This is a genomic window from Paracoccus caeni, assembly GCF_016629665.1.
Lineage (GTDB): Bacteria > Pseudomonadota > Alphaproteobacteria > Rhodobacterales > Rhodobacteraceae > Paracoccus > Paracoccus caeni.
This window is the reverse complement of record NZ_JAEPRQ010000001.1, coordinates 225,099-241,491: the sequence shown is the minus strand read 5'-3', so window position 1 is coordinate 241,491 and position 16,393 is coordinate 225,099. Positions and strand designations below refer to the sequence as shown.

Sequence of the window (16,393 nt, the reverse complement as noted above, 5' to 3'; positions counted from 1 at the left end):
GGCGGAGACGAAACGGGAAGAGCCTGATCGCGCGCCACGGGTGCGCACGTTGCGTGATGCAGGTATTGCGTGCTGTTGGCCGGAAAGATCGCCAAATATTGGGTATTTTGCTGCACAGGGCATGCACCGATTACGGCGAGAGGCCGTCAGGCCACGATCATTTCCTGTATGTCATCCCCAATAATCAATCTGGCATCCGTCGCGGCTACGATTTCTGCCACACTCACGCCCGGCGCATGCTCGCGGAGCACGAGCCCCGCATCCGTGGGTTCGATCACCGCAAGATCAGTCACCACAAGATTCACCCGACGCCGGGCTGTCAGCGGCAATGTGCATTCTCGCACCAGCTTGGCCTCGCCCCTGGCCGAATGCTGCATGGCGACGATGACCCGCGCGGCCCCTATCACAAGGTCCATTGCCCCGCCCATACCCGGCACCATCATGCCGGGCACCTTCCAGTTCGCCAGCTGGCCCTGCTCATCCACCTGCAACCCGCCCAGCACGGTCATGTCCAGATGCCCGCCCCGGATCAACCCGAAGCTCATCGCGCTGTCGATGCTGGCCGCGCCGGGAACGGCAGAAACGAAGCCGCCCCCTGCATCTGTCAGATGTGGATCCTCCATTCCCTCCGGCGGGCGAGCCCCAAGACCGATGACCCCGTTCTCGGCCTGAAAAAAGACCGCCAGCGAAGCAGGAACATAGTTCGCGACCAGTGAGGGCAGGCCAATGCCAAGATTCACCAGCATGCCAGGCCCGATCTCGCGCGCAACCCGGCGGGCGATCAGTTCTTTTGCGTCCATGGCTGGCCTCCTGTATTCGCACGAACGAGCAGGTGATCAACCAGCACGCCCGGCGTCTTCACCATGTCTGGCGGGATAACCCCCACGGGCACAATCGCATTGGGTTCCGCGATCACGGTGCGCCCTGCCAGCGCCATCATCGGATTGAAATTGTGCGCAGTCAGCAGATAGCTGAGATTGCCGACGTAATCCGCTTGCCAGGCCGCGATCAGCGAAAAGTCGGCCTTCAGTGGTTTTTCGAGCAGAAAGCGTTCGCCATCAACCTCGACCACCTGCTTGCCCTCCTCGACTTCGGTGCCAAGACCCGTCGGGGTCAGCACCCCACCCAAGCCCATGCCGCCGGCCCGGATGCGTTCGACCAGCGTGCCCTGAGGCACCAGTTCAACACTGATGCTGCCATCGATCATCAGCGCCTGCGTCTCTGGATTCAGCCCGATATGCGAGGTGATCATCCGGGAAACGGCCCCTGCCGAGACCAATTTGCCAACGCCGCGCCCCGGCATGGCGCTGTCATTGGAAACCACGGTCAGGTTCCGCACACCTTGGGCAACCAAAGCATCAATCATTCGCTCGGGTGTGCCGACAGCCATGAAGCCACCAATCATAACGCTGGCACCATCCGGCACCAGTTTGGCCGCGGCTTCGGGGCTCAGGGCGCCTTTCATCATCGGTCTCGCTCCTTCACGTGCCAGTCCAGCGCAGATCAGTGCCAAGCCGAGCGTAAGGTATCCGAAGCCGGCTTGTCTCGGTCAAAAGATGTTGCAACGACGCTGGCGCAGTGCGGCTCTGCTCCTCGACCGGCTGGTGTCGATAAACGCGTTTTCCATCCGCTCTCCGTTCAAGTTGCGCTGAGCTGCAATCGACGGTTACGGCGCCTTTGGCGCGTTATCCTCCGCCTCGGCGGCCAATATTCCAAGCATCAGGTCGCGCATGACGAATTTTTGCGGCTTGCCGGTCACCGTCATCGGCAGTTCGGACACGATGCGGATATACCGCGGGATCTTGAAATGCGCGATCTGGCCGCGGCAGTAATCGCGCAACACCTCGACGGTGATCGCCGCCTCATCGCGGGCGACGACCCAGGCACAGACTTCCTCGCCGAAGCGGTCATCGGGGATGCCGAAAACCTGAACATCAATGACATCAGGGTGTCGGATCAGGAATTCCTCGATCTCGCGAGGATAGATATTCTCGCCGCCACGGATGATCATGTCCTTGACCCGGCCAACGATGGTGCAGAAACCCTCTTCATCCAGCACGCCAAGATCGCCGGTTCGCATCCAGCCGTCATGGATGGCACCCGCAGTCGCGGCCGCGTCCTGCCAATAGCCCTTCATCACTGAGTAACCCTTGGTCCAGATTTCGCCTTGCTCGCCCACCGGAACGGTGGCGCCGTCGGGGCCGACGATCTTCACCTCAAGATGGGGATGAATCCGGCCCACGGTCTCGCAGCGCTTCTCGGTCGGGTCGTCCACGAAGCTCTGGAACGAGACCGGCGAGGTTTCGGTCATGCCGTAAGAGATCGTCACCTCGCCCATATGCATGTCTTTATTCACCCGCCTCATCACCTCGATCGGACAAAGGGCACCGGCCATGATCCCGGTGCGGAGGCTGGCAAGATCACGATGGCTGCTGTCCAGTTCTTGCAGCATGGCGATGAACATGGTCGGCACGCCGTAAAGCGCGGTGGCGCGCTCGGTCTCGATGACATCCAGCGTCTCGGCTGGATCGAAGGCCTCGCCGGGAAATATCATGGTCGCGCCCTTGCTGACCGCGCCCAGAACACCCATCACCATGCCGAAGCAATGATAAAGCGGCACCGGAATCACAAGCCGGTCGGCATCGGTCAGCGCAATGCGATCGGTGACGAAGCGACCGTTATTGATAACGTTGAAATGGCTGAGCGTGGCCCCCTTTGGCTGACCCGTCGTGCCCGAGGTGAACTGGATGTTGATCGGATCATCCGGGTCAATCGCGATACTGTCGAGCCGCGCCAACAGATCGGGCGTCGCAAGCTCAGCAAGCCGCGAAAAGGGAATCATGCCGGGATCCGGTTCGCCGTCCATCAGGATGACGTGTCGCAATTCGGGGAAAAGCAGGCTTTGACCGCCTGAAGCCAGTTCGGGCAACAGTTCGCGCAGCATCGCAGCGTAATCCGAGCTTTTGAACCGTCTGGCGGCGATCACCGCGCGGCAACCAACCTTTTTCAACGCATATTCCAGTTCGGACACACGGTAGGCCGGGTTGATATTGACCAGAATGGCCCCAATCCGCGCTGTGGCGAACTGGGTCAGCACCCATTCCAGCCGGTTCGGCGACCAGATGCCAACGCGGTCACCCTTCGAAATGTCCAGCGCCAGAAGCCCGGCAGCAACCCGATCCACCAGCGCAGCGAAGTCGCGATAAAGCAGACGCTCATCGCCGCCCTGAAAGATCAGCGCGTCATTGTCGCCATGGGCGGCGACCGCCTCGGCGAGAAGCGCCGGTATGGTTGCGTGTTTCAGTGGCGGGTGTTTGGGACCCCGGACATGTGAAAACCCGTCCTGAGGCGCGTCTGTCTGTGAAAGCGGAAACGTCATGGTACCTCTCCTGTTAGGGCCGCGACCGCAGAGCGGTTCGGGCTGGCGAGATCAGCCGCGAGCGATGTTGATGACCTGCATCTGAGTATATCTGGCGAGACTCTTCCCCGACGGGTTGACGCCAAGGCCCGGCCCCTTGCGGTCAGTTGTCGGGTTTTGAGGGCTGAGGTTAAGCTGCTGGTTGGCCCGGATCGTGCCGGGTTTGATCCACGGGGCAGATATCGACCGCCCGTTCATAAGCACTCTGTAACCCATAACATTCCTCCCAATGGCCTGCTCCTCCACCGTCTCCCTACGGCAGGGGTAGGCGTGATCGCGGGCCGTATCTTGGAGGCTCGCGCCACAGTGCATGCTCGACTTGCCCGAAAGCGTTGTGGATCAATGACGCATCATCTCAGGCGGGCAGTCTCGTCGCAGTCGCCGGGGGTCAGACCCAAAAGATGGCGGAACACCCGGTTAGAGTAGGACAGGTCGCTGGAACCGGCGCGGAAAGCCGGTTCGGGAACGACTGTTTGATTCATCCGGGCAGTATCGACACCGTCATCGGCCTCAGGCGAAAGTCGCCGAATTGCCTGCGTCCGGCATGCACGGGCCAACTGTGGAACCGTCCGCTACCGGACAGGACGCAATTGCCGAATTTCTTGAAGCACATCTTCACCCTTTCCTCCACAAACAAAGGCCGCGCTTGTTCAGATGCGGCTCGTGCCACTTGCGACGATCACGGTGGGGGTCAACCAAAGATGCAGGACCATCCACTTGGCACGATCAATGATAGCACGCGATGCGTATTTATCCAGATGAAGTGCATCCACCGCCATCGCTTTGCGGATTGGCGCGGATGCGGTGATAGGGCGAGCCTAGCTCTTAAGCAGCCACGGCACCCGGAAGCTGCGGCTTTGGGTCCGTCCGATCACCGTGGACATCATCCCATTGACCGAGCAGGCGGTCATCGTTTCAGTATGAAGCGTCACTGCCGCATGTCAAACGCTGCCCGAATGGATGGGGGAAATGCCCGACGCCGAACTTGGGAAATTCGCGATCATCGCCGATATCCACGGCAATGCCGACGCCCTGCGCGCGGTGATCGAGGATATGGCCCGGCATAATCTGGACGCGGTGGTCAACCTTGGCGATTGCCTGAGCGGTCCTTTGGCGGCACGGGAAACCGCTGAAATCCTGATGGCAAGCCGGATCATATCGATCCGCGGCAATCATGATCGCTGGCTGGTCGAGCAGCAGCCGTCCGAAATGGGGCCATCCGATCGCGCCGCCCATGAGCAACTGGACCCCCGGCATCTGGACTGGCTGGCGGGACTACCCGAAGTCCTGTGCTTTTCCGGGGGCTTATCTGGCGATGTCTTTCTGTGCCACGGCACCCCGAATAGCGACGTGACCTATTGGATGGAGCAGGTTTTGCCCTCTGGCATGGTCACGATGCGGTCGCATGACGCAATCGCGGCAGAGGCTGCGGGGCTCGACGCCAGCCTGATCCTGTGCGGGCATACGCATATTCCCCGGCTGGTGAGGCTGGCGACCGGGCAGGTGATCCTGAATCCCGGCAGCATTGGTTGCCCGGCCTATACCGACGATCAGCCGGTCTTTCATGTCATGGAAACCGGCAGCCCCGCCGCAAGCTATGCGATTGCCGCGCAGTCGCCGCAGGGTTGGGCGGTCAGCTTTCATCAGGTGCCTTACGATACCCGGCGGATGGTCGATCTGGCGCGTCGGGCCGGGCGCGATGATTGGGCGACCGCGCTGGGCACCGGCTGGCTGCGTCAGGACTGGCTTAGCCCTTGTCCTTCCAGTCGAGGATCATCTGGGTCTGGGTGATCACCGCCGCCACCTTGCCGTCGCCACGGGTGATGGTGGTTTGCCAGACCTGCATGGTGCGGCCCAGATGCAGCGGCTCGCTGACGGCGCGGGCGATGTCGCCTACCCGGATCGGGCGCAAGAAGTTGGTTTTGCTTTCCAGCGTCGTGGTGCTGCGGCCTTTCGGGATGTTGAGGAATGTCCCGGTCCCGCCGGCATTGTCGGCAAGGCTCATGATCGCGCCGCCATGCAGAACGCCGTTGCGGTTCGACAGGGCCTCTGTCACCGGCATTTCGAACTCGACCCGCTCGGGCGTGGCACTGATCAGCTTGGCGCCGATATGAAACGCAAATTCCGGCTGGTTGTCGGCGATTTCCTGAAGCTGGCGGTCCATCATTCCCGGTTCCTTGCAAAAGCGCACCGGACCATATCAGCCCAGTGCGCCACCAAGGGCAAGCCGCCGCGTCATCACCTGCGGCAAGAAGCAAGCTGCGCGCGATACATCTCGGACCGTTGGCCGACCTGTGCCGAGACCCGGACCAGCCACGGCTTGCTCAGATAGGACTGCCGCGCGAAGCCCGAGCGTCCTTCGTGATAGGCCAGATATTGCGAGGTCGCATCCTGCTTCGAGATGCCAAGCCGCTGGTTACTGACATGCATATACCAGCCCATGAAGTCGGTCGCGTCGCGGATGTTGTCACGCTTGGCGCGGCGGTTGCCGGTCTCCTTGCGGTATTCCTCCCAGGTGCCGTCAAGCGCCTGCGAATAGCCGAAGGCGCTGGATTGCCGCCCGATCGGGATCACGCCAAGCGCATATTGGTGCGGCGTCCGTGCATCGCCGATGAACTTCGATTCCTGATGGATCGACGCCATCTGGACGTGAACCGGGATGCCCCATTTTCGTTCGGTCGCTCGCATCGCGCGCATATAGGCCGGACGCTCTGCCGCAATCGCGCAAGCATTGTCCAGATTGCGCGGCGCCTTGTAGTCGCCCCCTCCACAGGACGCGACAAGCAAGACGATGGCGAGTTTCAGAAGCCTGTTCATTCTGCCCTCTTTTATCGTTTTGCCGTGATATTACGGAAAATCACGAGGGGTTGAAATCACAAAGCCGGAAGATCAGACCGCCTGAACCGCCTCGACCGCCCTTTTCCAAGCTGAATACCGCTCATCACGCGCCGCATCGTCCATTTCCGGCTCGAAGCGGCGTTCCAGTTTCCATGCCTTCGCGTAATCGTCGGGTGACGGGCACAGACCTGCGCGATAACCCGCCAGCCATGCGGCACCCTGTGCGGTGGTTTCGGTGTTGACCGGCCGATCGACCGGCGCGCCCAGAATATCCGCCAGAAACTGCATCGCCGGTTCGCTGGCGGTCATTCCGCCATCCACGCGCAACACCGCATCATCAGCCCGGCTCCAATCGGCGCGCATCGCCTCCAGCAGATCGCGCGTCTGAAAGCCGACGCTTTCCAGCGCGGCGCGGGCGAATTCCGCCGGCCCGGTATTCCGCGTCAGCCCAAAGATCGCGCCCCGCGCCGAGGGCTTCCAATAGGGCGCCCCAAGCCCGGTGAAGGCCGGAACCATGATGATCTGCTGGCTGTCATCGGCCTTTTCCGACAGGCCCTGCGTCTCGGATGCCTCACGGATGATCTTCAACCCGTCGCGCAGCCATTGCACCACCGCGCCTGCGATGAAGATGCTGCCCTCCAGTGCATAGGTGGATTTTCCGTCCAGCCGATAGGCCAGCGTCGTCAGCAGCCGGTTCTGCGACCGCACCGCCTGATCGCCGGTATTCAGCAGCGCAAAGCAACCCGTGCCATAGGTCGATTTCATCATTCCCGGCTGAAAGCAGGCCTGCCCCACCGTCGCCGCCTGCTGATCGCCTGCCACCCCAAGGATCGGGATTTCGCGCCCGAACAGATCGGCGCGGGTGGTGCCGAAATCATCGGCGCTGTCGCGCAGTTCGGGCAGCAATTCGCGCGGGATATTGAACAGCTTCAACATATCCTCGGACCAGTCGCCGCGATGGATATCGTAAAGCATCGTCCTCGACGCATTGGTCGCATCGGTGACATGAGATCGCCCGCCGGTCAGCTTCCAGATCAGAAAACTGTCGATGGTGCCAAATGCCAGATCGCCCGCCTTCGCCCGGTCGCGCGCGCCTTCGACATTGTCCAGAAGCCAGCCGATCTTGGTCGCGCTGAAATAGGGGTCCAGCAACAGGCCGGTCGTGTCGGTCACCTGATCCTCGACCCCTTCGTCGCGCAGTCGGTCGCAGGTATCGGCGGTTCGGCGGTCCTGCCAGACGATCGCCTTGTGGATCGCCTCGCCGGTCTTGCGGTCCCAGATCACCACCGTCTCACGCTGATTGGTGATGCCTATGGCGTCGATGCCGGGCACACCGGCCTTTTCAATCGCCGCGCGGGCGGTTCCGGCGCTGGTCGTCCAGATCTCGTCGGCATCATGTTCGACCCAGCCAGAGCGGGGAAAATGCTGCTGAAACTCGTGCTGTGCGCGGGCCTTCACCTGCAAATCGTCGCTGAAGACCAGCGCACGAGAGGAGGTCGTCCCCTGATCCATCGCCAGAATCGCCATTCGGAACCTTCCTCCCCTTCCATCCTGCTGCGCAGAATGCCCGATCAGACCTCGGGCACCAAGACCTCGCGCTTGCCGACATGGTTGGCCGAGGACACCACGCCCTGTTCCTCCATCTGCTCGACCAGCCGGGCGGCCTTGTTATAGCCGATGGCCAGCTTGCGCTGAATGTAAGAGGTGGAACATTTCCGGTCGCGCGCCACGATCATCACCGCCTGATCGTAAAGCTGATCGTCGCTGCCATCGCCGCCGCCAAGACCCAGAACCGCATCGATATCGTCAGCGCGGTCGTCTTCGGGGCCTTCCAGCACGCCGGATTTGTAGCTGGGCGGGCCAAAGCTCTTCAGGTGGTTGACCACCTCTTCGACCTCTTCGTCGCTACAGAAGGGGCCATGGATACGGGTGATCCGCGCGCCATTGCCCATGTAAAGCATGTCGCCCTGACCCAGAAGCTGTTCCGCCCCCTGCTCGCCCAAAATGGTGCGGCTGTCGATTTTCGAGGTGACCTGGAACGAGATCCGCGTCGGGAAGTTCGCCTTGATCGTGCCGGTGATCACATCGACCGAGGGCCGCTGCGTTGCCATAATCAGGTGGATCCCCGAAGCCCGCGCCATCTGCGCCAGACGCTGGATACAAGCCTCGATCTCCTTGCCCGCGACCATCATCAGGTCGGCCATCTCATCGACGATGACGACGATATAGGGGAAGGTCTCGGGCTTGAATTCCTCGGTCTCGAAGATCGGCTCGCCGGTATCTTCGTCAAAGCCGGTCTGAACGGTGCGCTTGAACATCTCGTTCTTCGACAGCGCATCGCGGACGCGGCCGTTATAGCCCTCGATATTACGGACGCCCATCTTCGACATGCGGCGATAGCGTTCCTCCATCTCACCGACGACCCATTTCAGTGCCACCACGGCCTTCTTCGGATCGGTGACGACGGGGGACAGCAGATGCGGGATGCCGTCATAGACGGAAAGCTCCAGCATCTTCGGGTCAATCATGATCAAGCGGCATTCTTCCGGTGTCAGCTTGTAAAGCAGCGACAGGATCATGGTGTTGATCGCCACCGATTTACCCGAGCCGGTGGTCCCCGCGATCAGCAGGTGAGGCATCTTCGCAAGGTTCGCCACGACCGGATCGCCGCCGATATCCTTGCCAAGTGCCAAAGGCAGCGGATGCGTGCCGTCGCCAAAAGCGCGGGCGGCAAGGATTTCGCGCAACAGCACCTTTTCACGGCGCGCGTTCGGCAGCTCGATCCCGATCACCGTGCGCCCCGGCACGGTCGAGACACGCGCGGACAAGGCCGACATCGACCGGGCAATGTCATCGGAAAGCCCGATCACCCGGCTGGCCTTCAGCCCCGGCGCTGGTTCCAGTTCATACAGCGTGACGACCGGCCCCGGACGAACCTCGGTGATCTGGCCCTTGACGCCGTAATCGTCCAGCACCGCTTCCAGCATGCGGGCGTTTTCCATCAACGCCTCTTCCGAGATTTGCGAGCGGTCGTTCTGTGACGGTGCGGTCAGCAGCGACAGCGGCGGACGTTCATAGGCCGAAACCGTCTCGTCAAAGCGCAGTTCCGGCTGCGCCTCTGCCTGTGCCTGCCGCGAGGGCACGACGGACTTGCGGGCAGGCGGGACGACGACGCGCTGCGTCTCGGCACCGAAGGGCACCGGATCGGCGGGTTCGATCACCTCGTCGTCATTCTCTTCAGGGGCAGCGTTCTGCCGCCCATCGCGATTCAGCCGCGCAGCCACCGCCGCCAGAACCGAGGGCTTCGCCGAACGGCTACGAATCGCGTCAGAGATCCGACCGCGAACCTCTTCGTCGGACGGAGCATCGCCGTCATAGGTCGCGTCCCATTCGACCAGTTCCGATTGCGGCAGATCCTCAGGCGCGTCATCGGCATCTCGCATGCCCTGCTGCGCCTTCCGCCGCGCAAAAAGACCGGGGCGCGGCGCCGCAGGCTCGGTCACCGTCGCCGATTTCGCCTCGCGACGGGCGCGCATCTTCTGCGCCATCCCGGCCGAGGCAACGGCGCTGCGCCCGGCGACATTCATCGCCAGATCATAGGCCGTCACCAGCCCGATCAGGAACCGCCGCCACATCTTGACCAGTTCGGCCCGCTCGAAGCCCAGAACGAAGGCCAGAACAACAACAACCGCCACGGCGACCAGCATCGCGGCCAGCCGGATACCGATCTGCGCCTTCAGCGGAATGATGTTCAGGATCGCGCCCATGATCATGTCGCCCAGCATGCCGCCGACACCATAGGTCTGTTCCCACCCCTCAGGCGGGATCATGCTGCTGCAATAGACCGAGGCAAGGGCGATGGCGATTGGCGTGAACAGCGCGCGGATCACCCGCTCTTCGCCCCGGTGCAGCATGAACCGCACGCCCCAGACGAACAGCGACAGCACCACGATCCACGACCCATAGCCCACAAGCATCATCAGGACCGAGGCAATGCTGGCCCCAAGCCCGCCCAGCAGGTTCTGCGCCGCCTCATCCGTGGCCGAGAACTGGAAGCTGGGATCTTCCGAAGACCAGCTTCCCAGCATCATCGCGATCAGCACACCCAGGATGACCAGCCCGGCACCCAGCAATTCCTTGCCGCGTCGTTCCAGCGCAGCCTGCGTGTTCTGGTCGAACAGCGGATCGCGACGTTTTGCCTGCCAGCTTGCCATCGTCTTAACCTTCCCCGTCAGTCGTTCCGTCATAGATTACCGCGCGCAACCTGCGCAGCGCGGCCTCGGTCTGGTCGGCGGTATCGACCATCGCCACGCGGATGAACCCCTTACCGGGGTTTTTGCCGTCCACCTCGCGCGACAGATAGGCACCGGGCAGCACCTGAATGCCTGCCTGTGCCCAAAGTTGCTTTGCCGCTTCCTCGCCATCCTCAACCGGAAGCCACAGGAAGAAGCCGCCCTCGACCGGGCGATATCCCGGCACATTGCCGAAAATCCGGTCGGCAATGGCATATTTCTGTTGATACAGCGCGCGGTTCGCCACCGCATGCGGCTCATCGCGCCAAGCGGCCTCGCTGACATGCTGCGCGGGCAGCGGCAGCGGCGCGCCGGAATAGCTGCGCAGACGGCGGATCAACCCGATATTCGCCTCGCTCCCCGCCGCGAAACCCGACCGCAACCCCGGCAGGTTCGAGCGTTTCGACAGCGAATTGAACATCACCACCCGATCCGCCAATCCCATATCGGTCGCCACCGCCAGCGCACCCGGAGGCGGCGCATCGCGGTAAATCTCGGAATAGCACTCATCGGCGAAGATCAGGAAATCATGCCGCTCGGCCAAGGCGATCAGCCGCTCCAGATAATCGCGCCCGGCAATCGATCCCTGAGGATTGGCGGGCGAACACAGATAGGCAATGGCGGTGCGGTCCAGCAACTCGACCGGCAATGCCTCGAAATCCGGCAGATTGCCAGTCTCGGGGGTGGCCGGAACGAAGACCGGCTCGGCCTGAACGGCGACGGCGGCCACGGCATAGACCTGATAGAACGGGTTCGGGATCAGGATCGCGGGCCGCTTGCCGCCCTTCTCTTCGGGACACAGCGCAAGCGCGGCGTTGAACAGCCCCTCGCGCGTGCCGTTCAGCGAGGTGATCCGCCCCGGCGCGACCTCGATCCCGTGACGGGTGGCGATCCAGCCGCTGATCGCGTCCAGCAGACCCGGCGTGCCCTCGTTCGGCGGGTATTTCCCGAAATCCGCCAGATGCTTGGCAATGATTGGACCCACGAATTCCGGCATGGCATGGCGCGGCTCTCCGATGGTCATGACCACCGGGGACGCCCCTTCGGGATGACCGGGTTCGATCCCGGCCAAAAGCTTCCGCAAACGCGGAAACGCATATTCCGGCAGGTTCGAGAACCGCTCGGGACTTGCCATATCTGCCTCGCTTTCGGGGTCTTTGCCCCGTTATTGAGATAAACATTAGCGTGAACAAGTCGATGCGTCCAGCCAAACGGCAGGGATCGGCACGTAAGACTGTCACCCGAATGACTCACAGGCCCGGCCCGGATTGCCAAGATACAGGCAGGGACGATTTTTCGGTGCCGGATCATGCGCCGGTCGGTTGGCCTGAATGCGGTTTCGCCCTAAGACGGACAGGCAGGATCAGTCGCAAAGGACAGACAGGAATGACGCATCTGTGGGTCAGGGCCGAAAGCCGCCCGAACGAGGACCGCGTGGGCATCACCCCCGAAGGCGTGGCGCAACTGATCAAAGAAGGCTTTACCGTCACGGTCGAGGAAAGCCCGCGCCGCGTCCTTTCCGCCGATGCCTATGCCGCAGCCGGAGCCCAACTTGCGCCCGAAGGAAGCTGGCCCACCGCGCCCGACGACGCCATCATTTTCGGCCTGAAGGAACTGCCCGAGGACGGCACGCCTCTGCGTCACCGCCACATCATGTTCGGCCATGCCTTCAAGGGCCAACCCGCCGGACAGGTGCTGCTGGGCCGTTTCAAGGCCGGGGGCGGCGCGCTTTACGATCTTGAATACCTGCTGGACGAAAATGGCCGCCGCCTTGCCGCCTTCGGCTATTGGGCGGGCTATGCCGGTGCTGCCGTATCGCTGAAAGCATGGGCCGCCCAACAACGCGGCGAAACCTGCCCGCCCGTCCGCGCCTATGCCAGCCAGACCCTGCTGAACGACGAACTGCGCGCCCAGCTTGATGCGACCGGCAAGCCACGCCCCCGCGCCATCGTCATCGGCGCCAAGGGCCGCGTGGGCAGCGGTGCCTCGGATCTGCTGACGGCAATGGGCGTATCGGTCACCGGCTGGGACATGGCCGAGACCGCCAGCGGCGGCCCCTTCCCCGAAATCCTCGACCATGACCTGTTCATCAACGCCATCCTCGCCGGTCCCGGCGTGCCGGTCTTTGTCCCGGCAGAGGCGGTCAACCCCGCCCGCCGCCTGACCGTCATCGGCGATGTCGCCTGCGACCCGACCAGCGACTTTTCCCCGATCAAGGTCTATGACCGCGTGACCGACTGGCAGGCCCCGGTCCTACGCGTCGCCGACCATCCGCCGCTGGATGTCATGGCGATCGACAACCTGCCCTCGATGCTGCCACGCGAATCGTCCGAGGATTACGCCGCCCAGCTTCTGCCGGTTCTTGCAGAATTGCAGCGGATCGAGGCCGGATCATGGGGCCGCGCAAAGGCCCTGTTCGACGAGCATCTGGCGAAACTCTATCGGCAGGCGCGGGGGATCAGCCCCCGCCCCCTTCGCCCCTGACACCAACGTGAACCAGCTTCACGGAACAGAGAGGCCCCGCGCAGGTTCCCCTTCAGAATTCCTCCGAATCCATTGCCAAAGGGGCCAGCCATGACACGCGCCATCCGACTGACCACCCTCGCCTTCCTGTTCGCGGGTACCGCTGCCGCCGCGCAGGATTTCAACGCAACGCCGCCCCATGGCCAGGGTCAGACCCCGGCTTTCGACGGCCAGACCCGCGCCCCTGCTCTGCCCGATCAGCCGCTGACCCATCAGGTCGTGACCGAAGGGCTGGAGCATCCTTGGGGCATGGCCGAACTGCCCGATGGAAGCTGGCTGGTCACCGAATTGCCCGGTCGGCTGCGTCTTGTCGGTGCCGATGGCAGCCTTTCGGACCCGATCAGCGGCCTGCCAGAAATCGACAGCCGCGATCAGGGCGGCCTTCTTGATGTCACCATCGCCGACGATTTCGCCGATACCCGCCGCCTGTGGCTCAGCTTCGCCCAAACGCGCGAGGACGGCAAAACCGCCACCGCCGTCGCCACCGCCACCCTTTCTGCCGACGGCACGGCGCTGGAAGGGACCGAGGTCATCTGGCAGCAAAATCCGGCATGGAGTTCCACCAAACATTACGGCTCGCGCCTTGTCTTCGACGGCGAGGGCGCGCTGTTCGTCACCACCGGCGAACGCTCGAACGCCGATGCCCGCGTCTATTCGCAGAATGTCACCACGACGCTGGGCAAGGTCGTGCGCATCAATCCCGCAGACGGCGCACCGATGGGCAATCCCGGCGTGGCCGAAGCGCTGCCCGAGATTTGGTCATGGGGCCATCGCAACATCCAAGGCGCTGCCATGGGCCCGGACGGCGCGCTCTGGACCATCGAACACGGCCCGAAAGGCGGGGATGAGCTGAACCGTCCGCAGGCAGGCCGCAACTATGGCTGGCCACTGGTCACCTATGGGGTCGAATACAGCAACCAGCCGGTCGGCGAGGGCGTCACCCAGATGGAAGGCACCGAGCAGCCGGTTTACTACTGGGACCCGGTCATCGCGCCGGGCGGCATGACCTTCTATGACGGCCCGTTGTTTGCCGACTGGCAGGGAGACGCCCTGATCGCCGGGCTTCAGGCAGGCGCGCTGGTTCGCCTCGAAATCGCCGATGGCCGCGTCACCGGCGAGGCTCGCCATCTCACCGATATCGGCGAACGCATCCGAGATGTGGCAGTCGCCAGCGACGGAGCCATCATGGTCCTCACGGACACCCGGAACGGCCAGTTGATCCGCGTCACACCCACCCAATAACCACCCGTAGGGTGCGTGCTCCGCACGCACCTTATCCCGGCCAACGCAACACCACCGTTCGCAAGCGGTGTACACCCTGTGCACATCCTGTGCACCCACGGTGCACGCTCTGTGCAGCCCAAAACCCAGCATTTGCTGGACAAAGCCACCCCGCCGCTTCTTCGTTGCAAAAATACCGATTGCAACGCCCGCACCGTTGCGCGCGCGCCTATTCCTTCCGCCCGAACAGCCGTTCGATATCGGAAAGGTTCAGCTTCACCCATGTCGGACGCCCGTGATTGCACTGCCCCGACCGCGGCGTCCGCTCCATCTCGCGCAAAAGCGCGTTCATCTCATCCGCCGACATCCGCCGTCCCGACCGGACCGATCCATGACAGGCCATCGAGGATAAAACCGCGTCAATCCGGGCCCTTAGCCGATCCGAGGAACCCTGATCCGCCAGATCGTCCAGAATGTCGCGGATCAGCGCCGCCGCGTTCAGCCGGGTCAGCATCGCCGGCGCTTCCCTGACCGCGATCGCGCCGCCGCCGAACGGCTCGATGACCAGCCCAAGCCCGGCCAGTTCATCCGCAATCGCCATGATCCGCGCCGCGTCGCCTTCGGACAGTTCAACGATTTCAGGGATCAGCAACGCCTGCGACGCGATTCCCGACACCTCGGCCTGCGCCTTCAGCCGTTCATAAACCAGCCGCTCATGTGCCGCGTGCTGATCGACGATGATCATCCCGTCTTCGGTCTGGGAAATGATATAATTCTCATGCACTTGCGCCCGGGCCGCCCCCAAAGGCGCATCCATCGGGGCCGCAGTTTCGACCGGCTCCGACCGCGCCGTCGGAGCCTCCGAAAAGCCCGGTCCAAGCACCGGAGCCTGCGCCTCGAACGCTTGCCGGATGGCCCCGCCCGACGGGCGATACTCCATCTGATAGGCCCGCTGCGGCTGCGCCACCACCGGCTCGGCCCGGAATGCCGCCAGCGTCGCATCGCCAATGGTCGAGGACGCCCGATGCCCCGCATTCGCCAAAGCATGCCGCAAGGCGCTGACCACCAGCCCCCTTGCCGCTGTCGGGTCGCGAAAACGCACCTCGGCCTTGGCGGGATGCACGTTCACATCCACCATCTGCGGATCGCAGGTCAGATACAGCACCGCCGCCGGATGCCGACCCGAGGCCAGCACATCCATATATCCCGCCCGCAAAGCGCCGGTCAGCAACTTGTCGCGGACAGGACGCCCGTTCACATAGACATGCTGCGCCACCGCCGCGCCGCGCGAATAGGTCGGCAGCGCCGCAAATCCGGTCAGGGTCAGCCCGTCGCGCTCGGCATCGATGGGAATTGAATTGTCGATGAAATCTCGGCCCATGACCCGTGACAGCCGCGCCTGAAGCGCGCCGAACAACTCGCCCTGCTCGGCATCGGCGCGAAAGATTTCGCGACCATCGGCGGACAGCGTGAAGCCCACCCAAGGCTCTGCCATCGCCAGACGGCGCACGGTTTCCGCGACCGCCTGCGTCTCGGCGCGTTCGGTTCGCATGAATTTCAGACGCGCGGGGGTGGCAAAGAACAGATCGCGCAATTCGACCACAGTGCCGCGATTGGCGGCCGCAGGGCGCACCGGACTGGGCTTGCCGCCCGCCACAGCGATCACCGCACCATCGGCACCATCCGCCCGCGAGGTGATCGTCAACCGCCCCACCGCGCCCAACGAGGGCAGCGCCTCGCCACGAAAACCGAAGCTGTTGATCGCCAGAAGGTCGCTGCCATCGATCTTGCTGGTCGCGTGCCGCGCCATCGCCAGCGGCAAATCCTCGGGCGACATGCCGCAGCCGTCATCGCCGACGCGGATCAGCCGCTTGCCACCATCCTCGATGGAAATATCGATCCGCGTCGCGCCCGCATCCAGCGCATTCTCGACCAGTTCCTTGACTGCCGAGGCTGGCCGCTCGACCACCTCACCCGCAGCGATGCGGTTGGCAGTCGTCTCATCAAGCTGCCGAATGATGGGGCGTATATTGGGGGCATGGCTATTCATGCCCCCAAATCTAGCAGTCCGACCGGCATCCCGCCAGCGATTCGAGGCAGA

General features: G+C 63.2%; 12 protein-coding genes. 3 read left to right on the top strand and 9 right to left on the bottom strand.

Features of this window, described 5'->3' with window-relative positions:
* Positions 1-146 precede the first annotated feature (146 nt).
* From JJJ17_RS01070 to JJJ17_RS01060, 3 genes are all read right to left on the bottom strand, one after another.
* Entirely contained in the window at positions 147-800 is a 654-nt protein-coding gene (locus tag JJJ17_RS01070; RefSeq protein ID WP_200683166.1) for a 3-oxoacid CoA-transferase subunit B, read from the bottom strand.
* Complete coding sequence (locus JJJ17_RS01065) at positions 782-1,465, bottom strand: CoA transferase subunit A (protein ID WP_200684699.1); 684 nt, start codon at positions 1,463-1,465, stop codon at positions 782-784. Before JJJ17_RS01065 ends, JJJ17_RS01070 begins: the two co-directional genes overlap by 19 nt.
* Positions 1,466-1,666: 201 nt before the next feature.
* Positions 1,667-3,379, bottom strand: a complete 1,713-nt coding sequence (locus tag JJJ17_RS01060; protein ID WP_200683164.1) for an AMP-binding protein — start codon at positions 3,377-3,379, stop codon at positions 1,667-1,669.
* Between the two features lie 1,008 nt (positions 3,380-4,387).
* Between JJJ17_RS01060 and JJJ17_RS01055 the strand changes: the two genes are divergently transcribed.
* Positions 4,388-5,209: a metallophosphoesterase family protein gene (locus JJJ17_RS01055; RefSeq protein WP_200683162.1), complete on the top strand. Its 822-nt coding sequence runs from the start codon at positions 4,388-4,390 to the stop codon at positions 5,207-5,209.
* Here the strand turns inward: JJJ17_RS01055 and JJJ17_RS01050 are convergent.
* The 5 genes from JJJ17_RS01050 to JJJ17_RS01030 all read right to left on the bottom strand — a co-directional run bounded on the left by JJJ17_RS01050 (position 5,166) and on the right by JJJ17_RS01030 (position 11,683).
* Complete coding sequence (locus JJJ17_RS01050) at positions 5,166-5,585, bottom strand: PaaI family thioesterase (RefSeq protein WP_234463828.1); 420 nt, start codon at positions 5,583-5,585, stop codon at positions 5,166-5,168. The genes JJJ17_RS01055 and JJJ17_RS01050 overlap by 44 nt on opposite strands.
* Before the next feature lie 71 nt (positions 5,586-5,656).
* Entirely contained in the window at positions 5,657-6,235 is a 579-nt protein-coding gene (locus tag JJJ17_RS01045) for a transglycosylase SLT domain-containing protein (RefSeq protein ID WP_200683160.1), read from the bottom strand.
* 72 nt (positions 6,236-6,307) lie between these two features.
* Entirely contained in the window at positions 6,308-7,783 is a 1,476-nt protein-coding gene (gene glpK, locus JJJ17_RS01040; protein WP_200683158.1) for a glycerol kinase GlpK, read from the bottom strand.
* Positions 7,784-7,827: 44 nt separating this feature from the next.
* On the bottom strand, positions 7,828-10,470 hold the full coding sequence (locus JJJ17_RS01035; protein ID WP_200683156.1) for a DNA translocase FtsK: 2,643 nt from the start codon (positions 10,468-10,470) through the stop codon (positions 7,828-7,830).
* A 4-nt stretch (positions 10,471-10,474) separates the two neighbouring features.
* Complete coding sequence (locus tag JJJ17_RS01030) at positions 10,475-11,683, bottom strand: aminotransferase class I/II-fold pyridoxal phosphate-dependent enzyme (protein WP_200683154.1); 1,209 nt, start codon at positions 11,681-11,683, stop codon at positions 10,475-10,477.
* 251 nt (positions 11,684-11,934) lie between these two features.
* On the opposite strand from JJJ17_RS01030, the gene JJJ17_RS01025 reads away from it, so the two are divergent.
* Entirely contained in the window at positions 11,935-13,032 is a 1,098-nt protein-coding gene (locus tag JJJ17_RS01025) for a saccharopine dehydrogenase (protein ID WP_200683152.1), read from the top strand.
* Between the two features lie 90 nt (positions 13,033-13,122).
* Complete coding sequence (locus tag JJJ17_RS01020; RefSeq protein WP_200683150.1) at positions 13,123-14,313, top strand: PQQ-dependent sugar dehydrogenase; 1,191 nt, start codon at positions 13,123-13,125, stop codon at positions 14,311-14,313.
* 208 nt (positions 14,314-14,521) lie between these two features.
* On the opposite strand, the gene mutL is transcribed toward JJJ17_RS01020, so the two are convergent.
* The gene (mutL, locus tag JJJ17_RS01015) at positions 14,522-16,342 is read right to left on the bottom strand and encodes a DNA mismatch repair endonuclease MutL (protein WP_200683148.1); all 1,821 of its coding nucleotides are present in this window, start codon (positions 16,340-16,342) and stop codon (positions 14,522-14,524) included.
* Positions 16,343-16,393 lie beyond the last annotated feature (51 nt).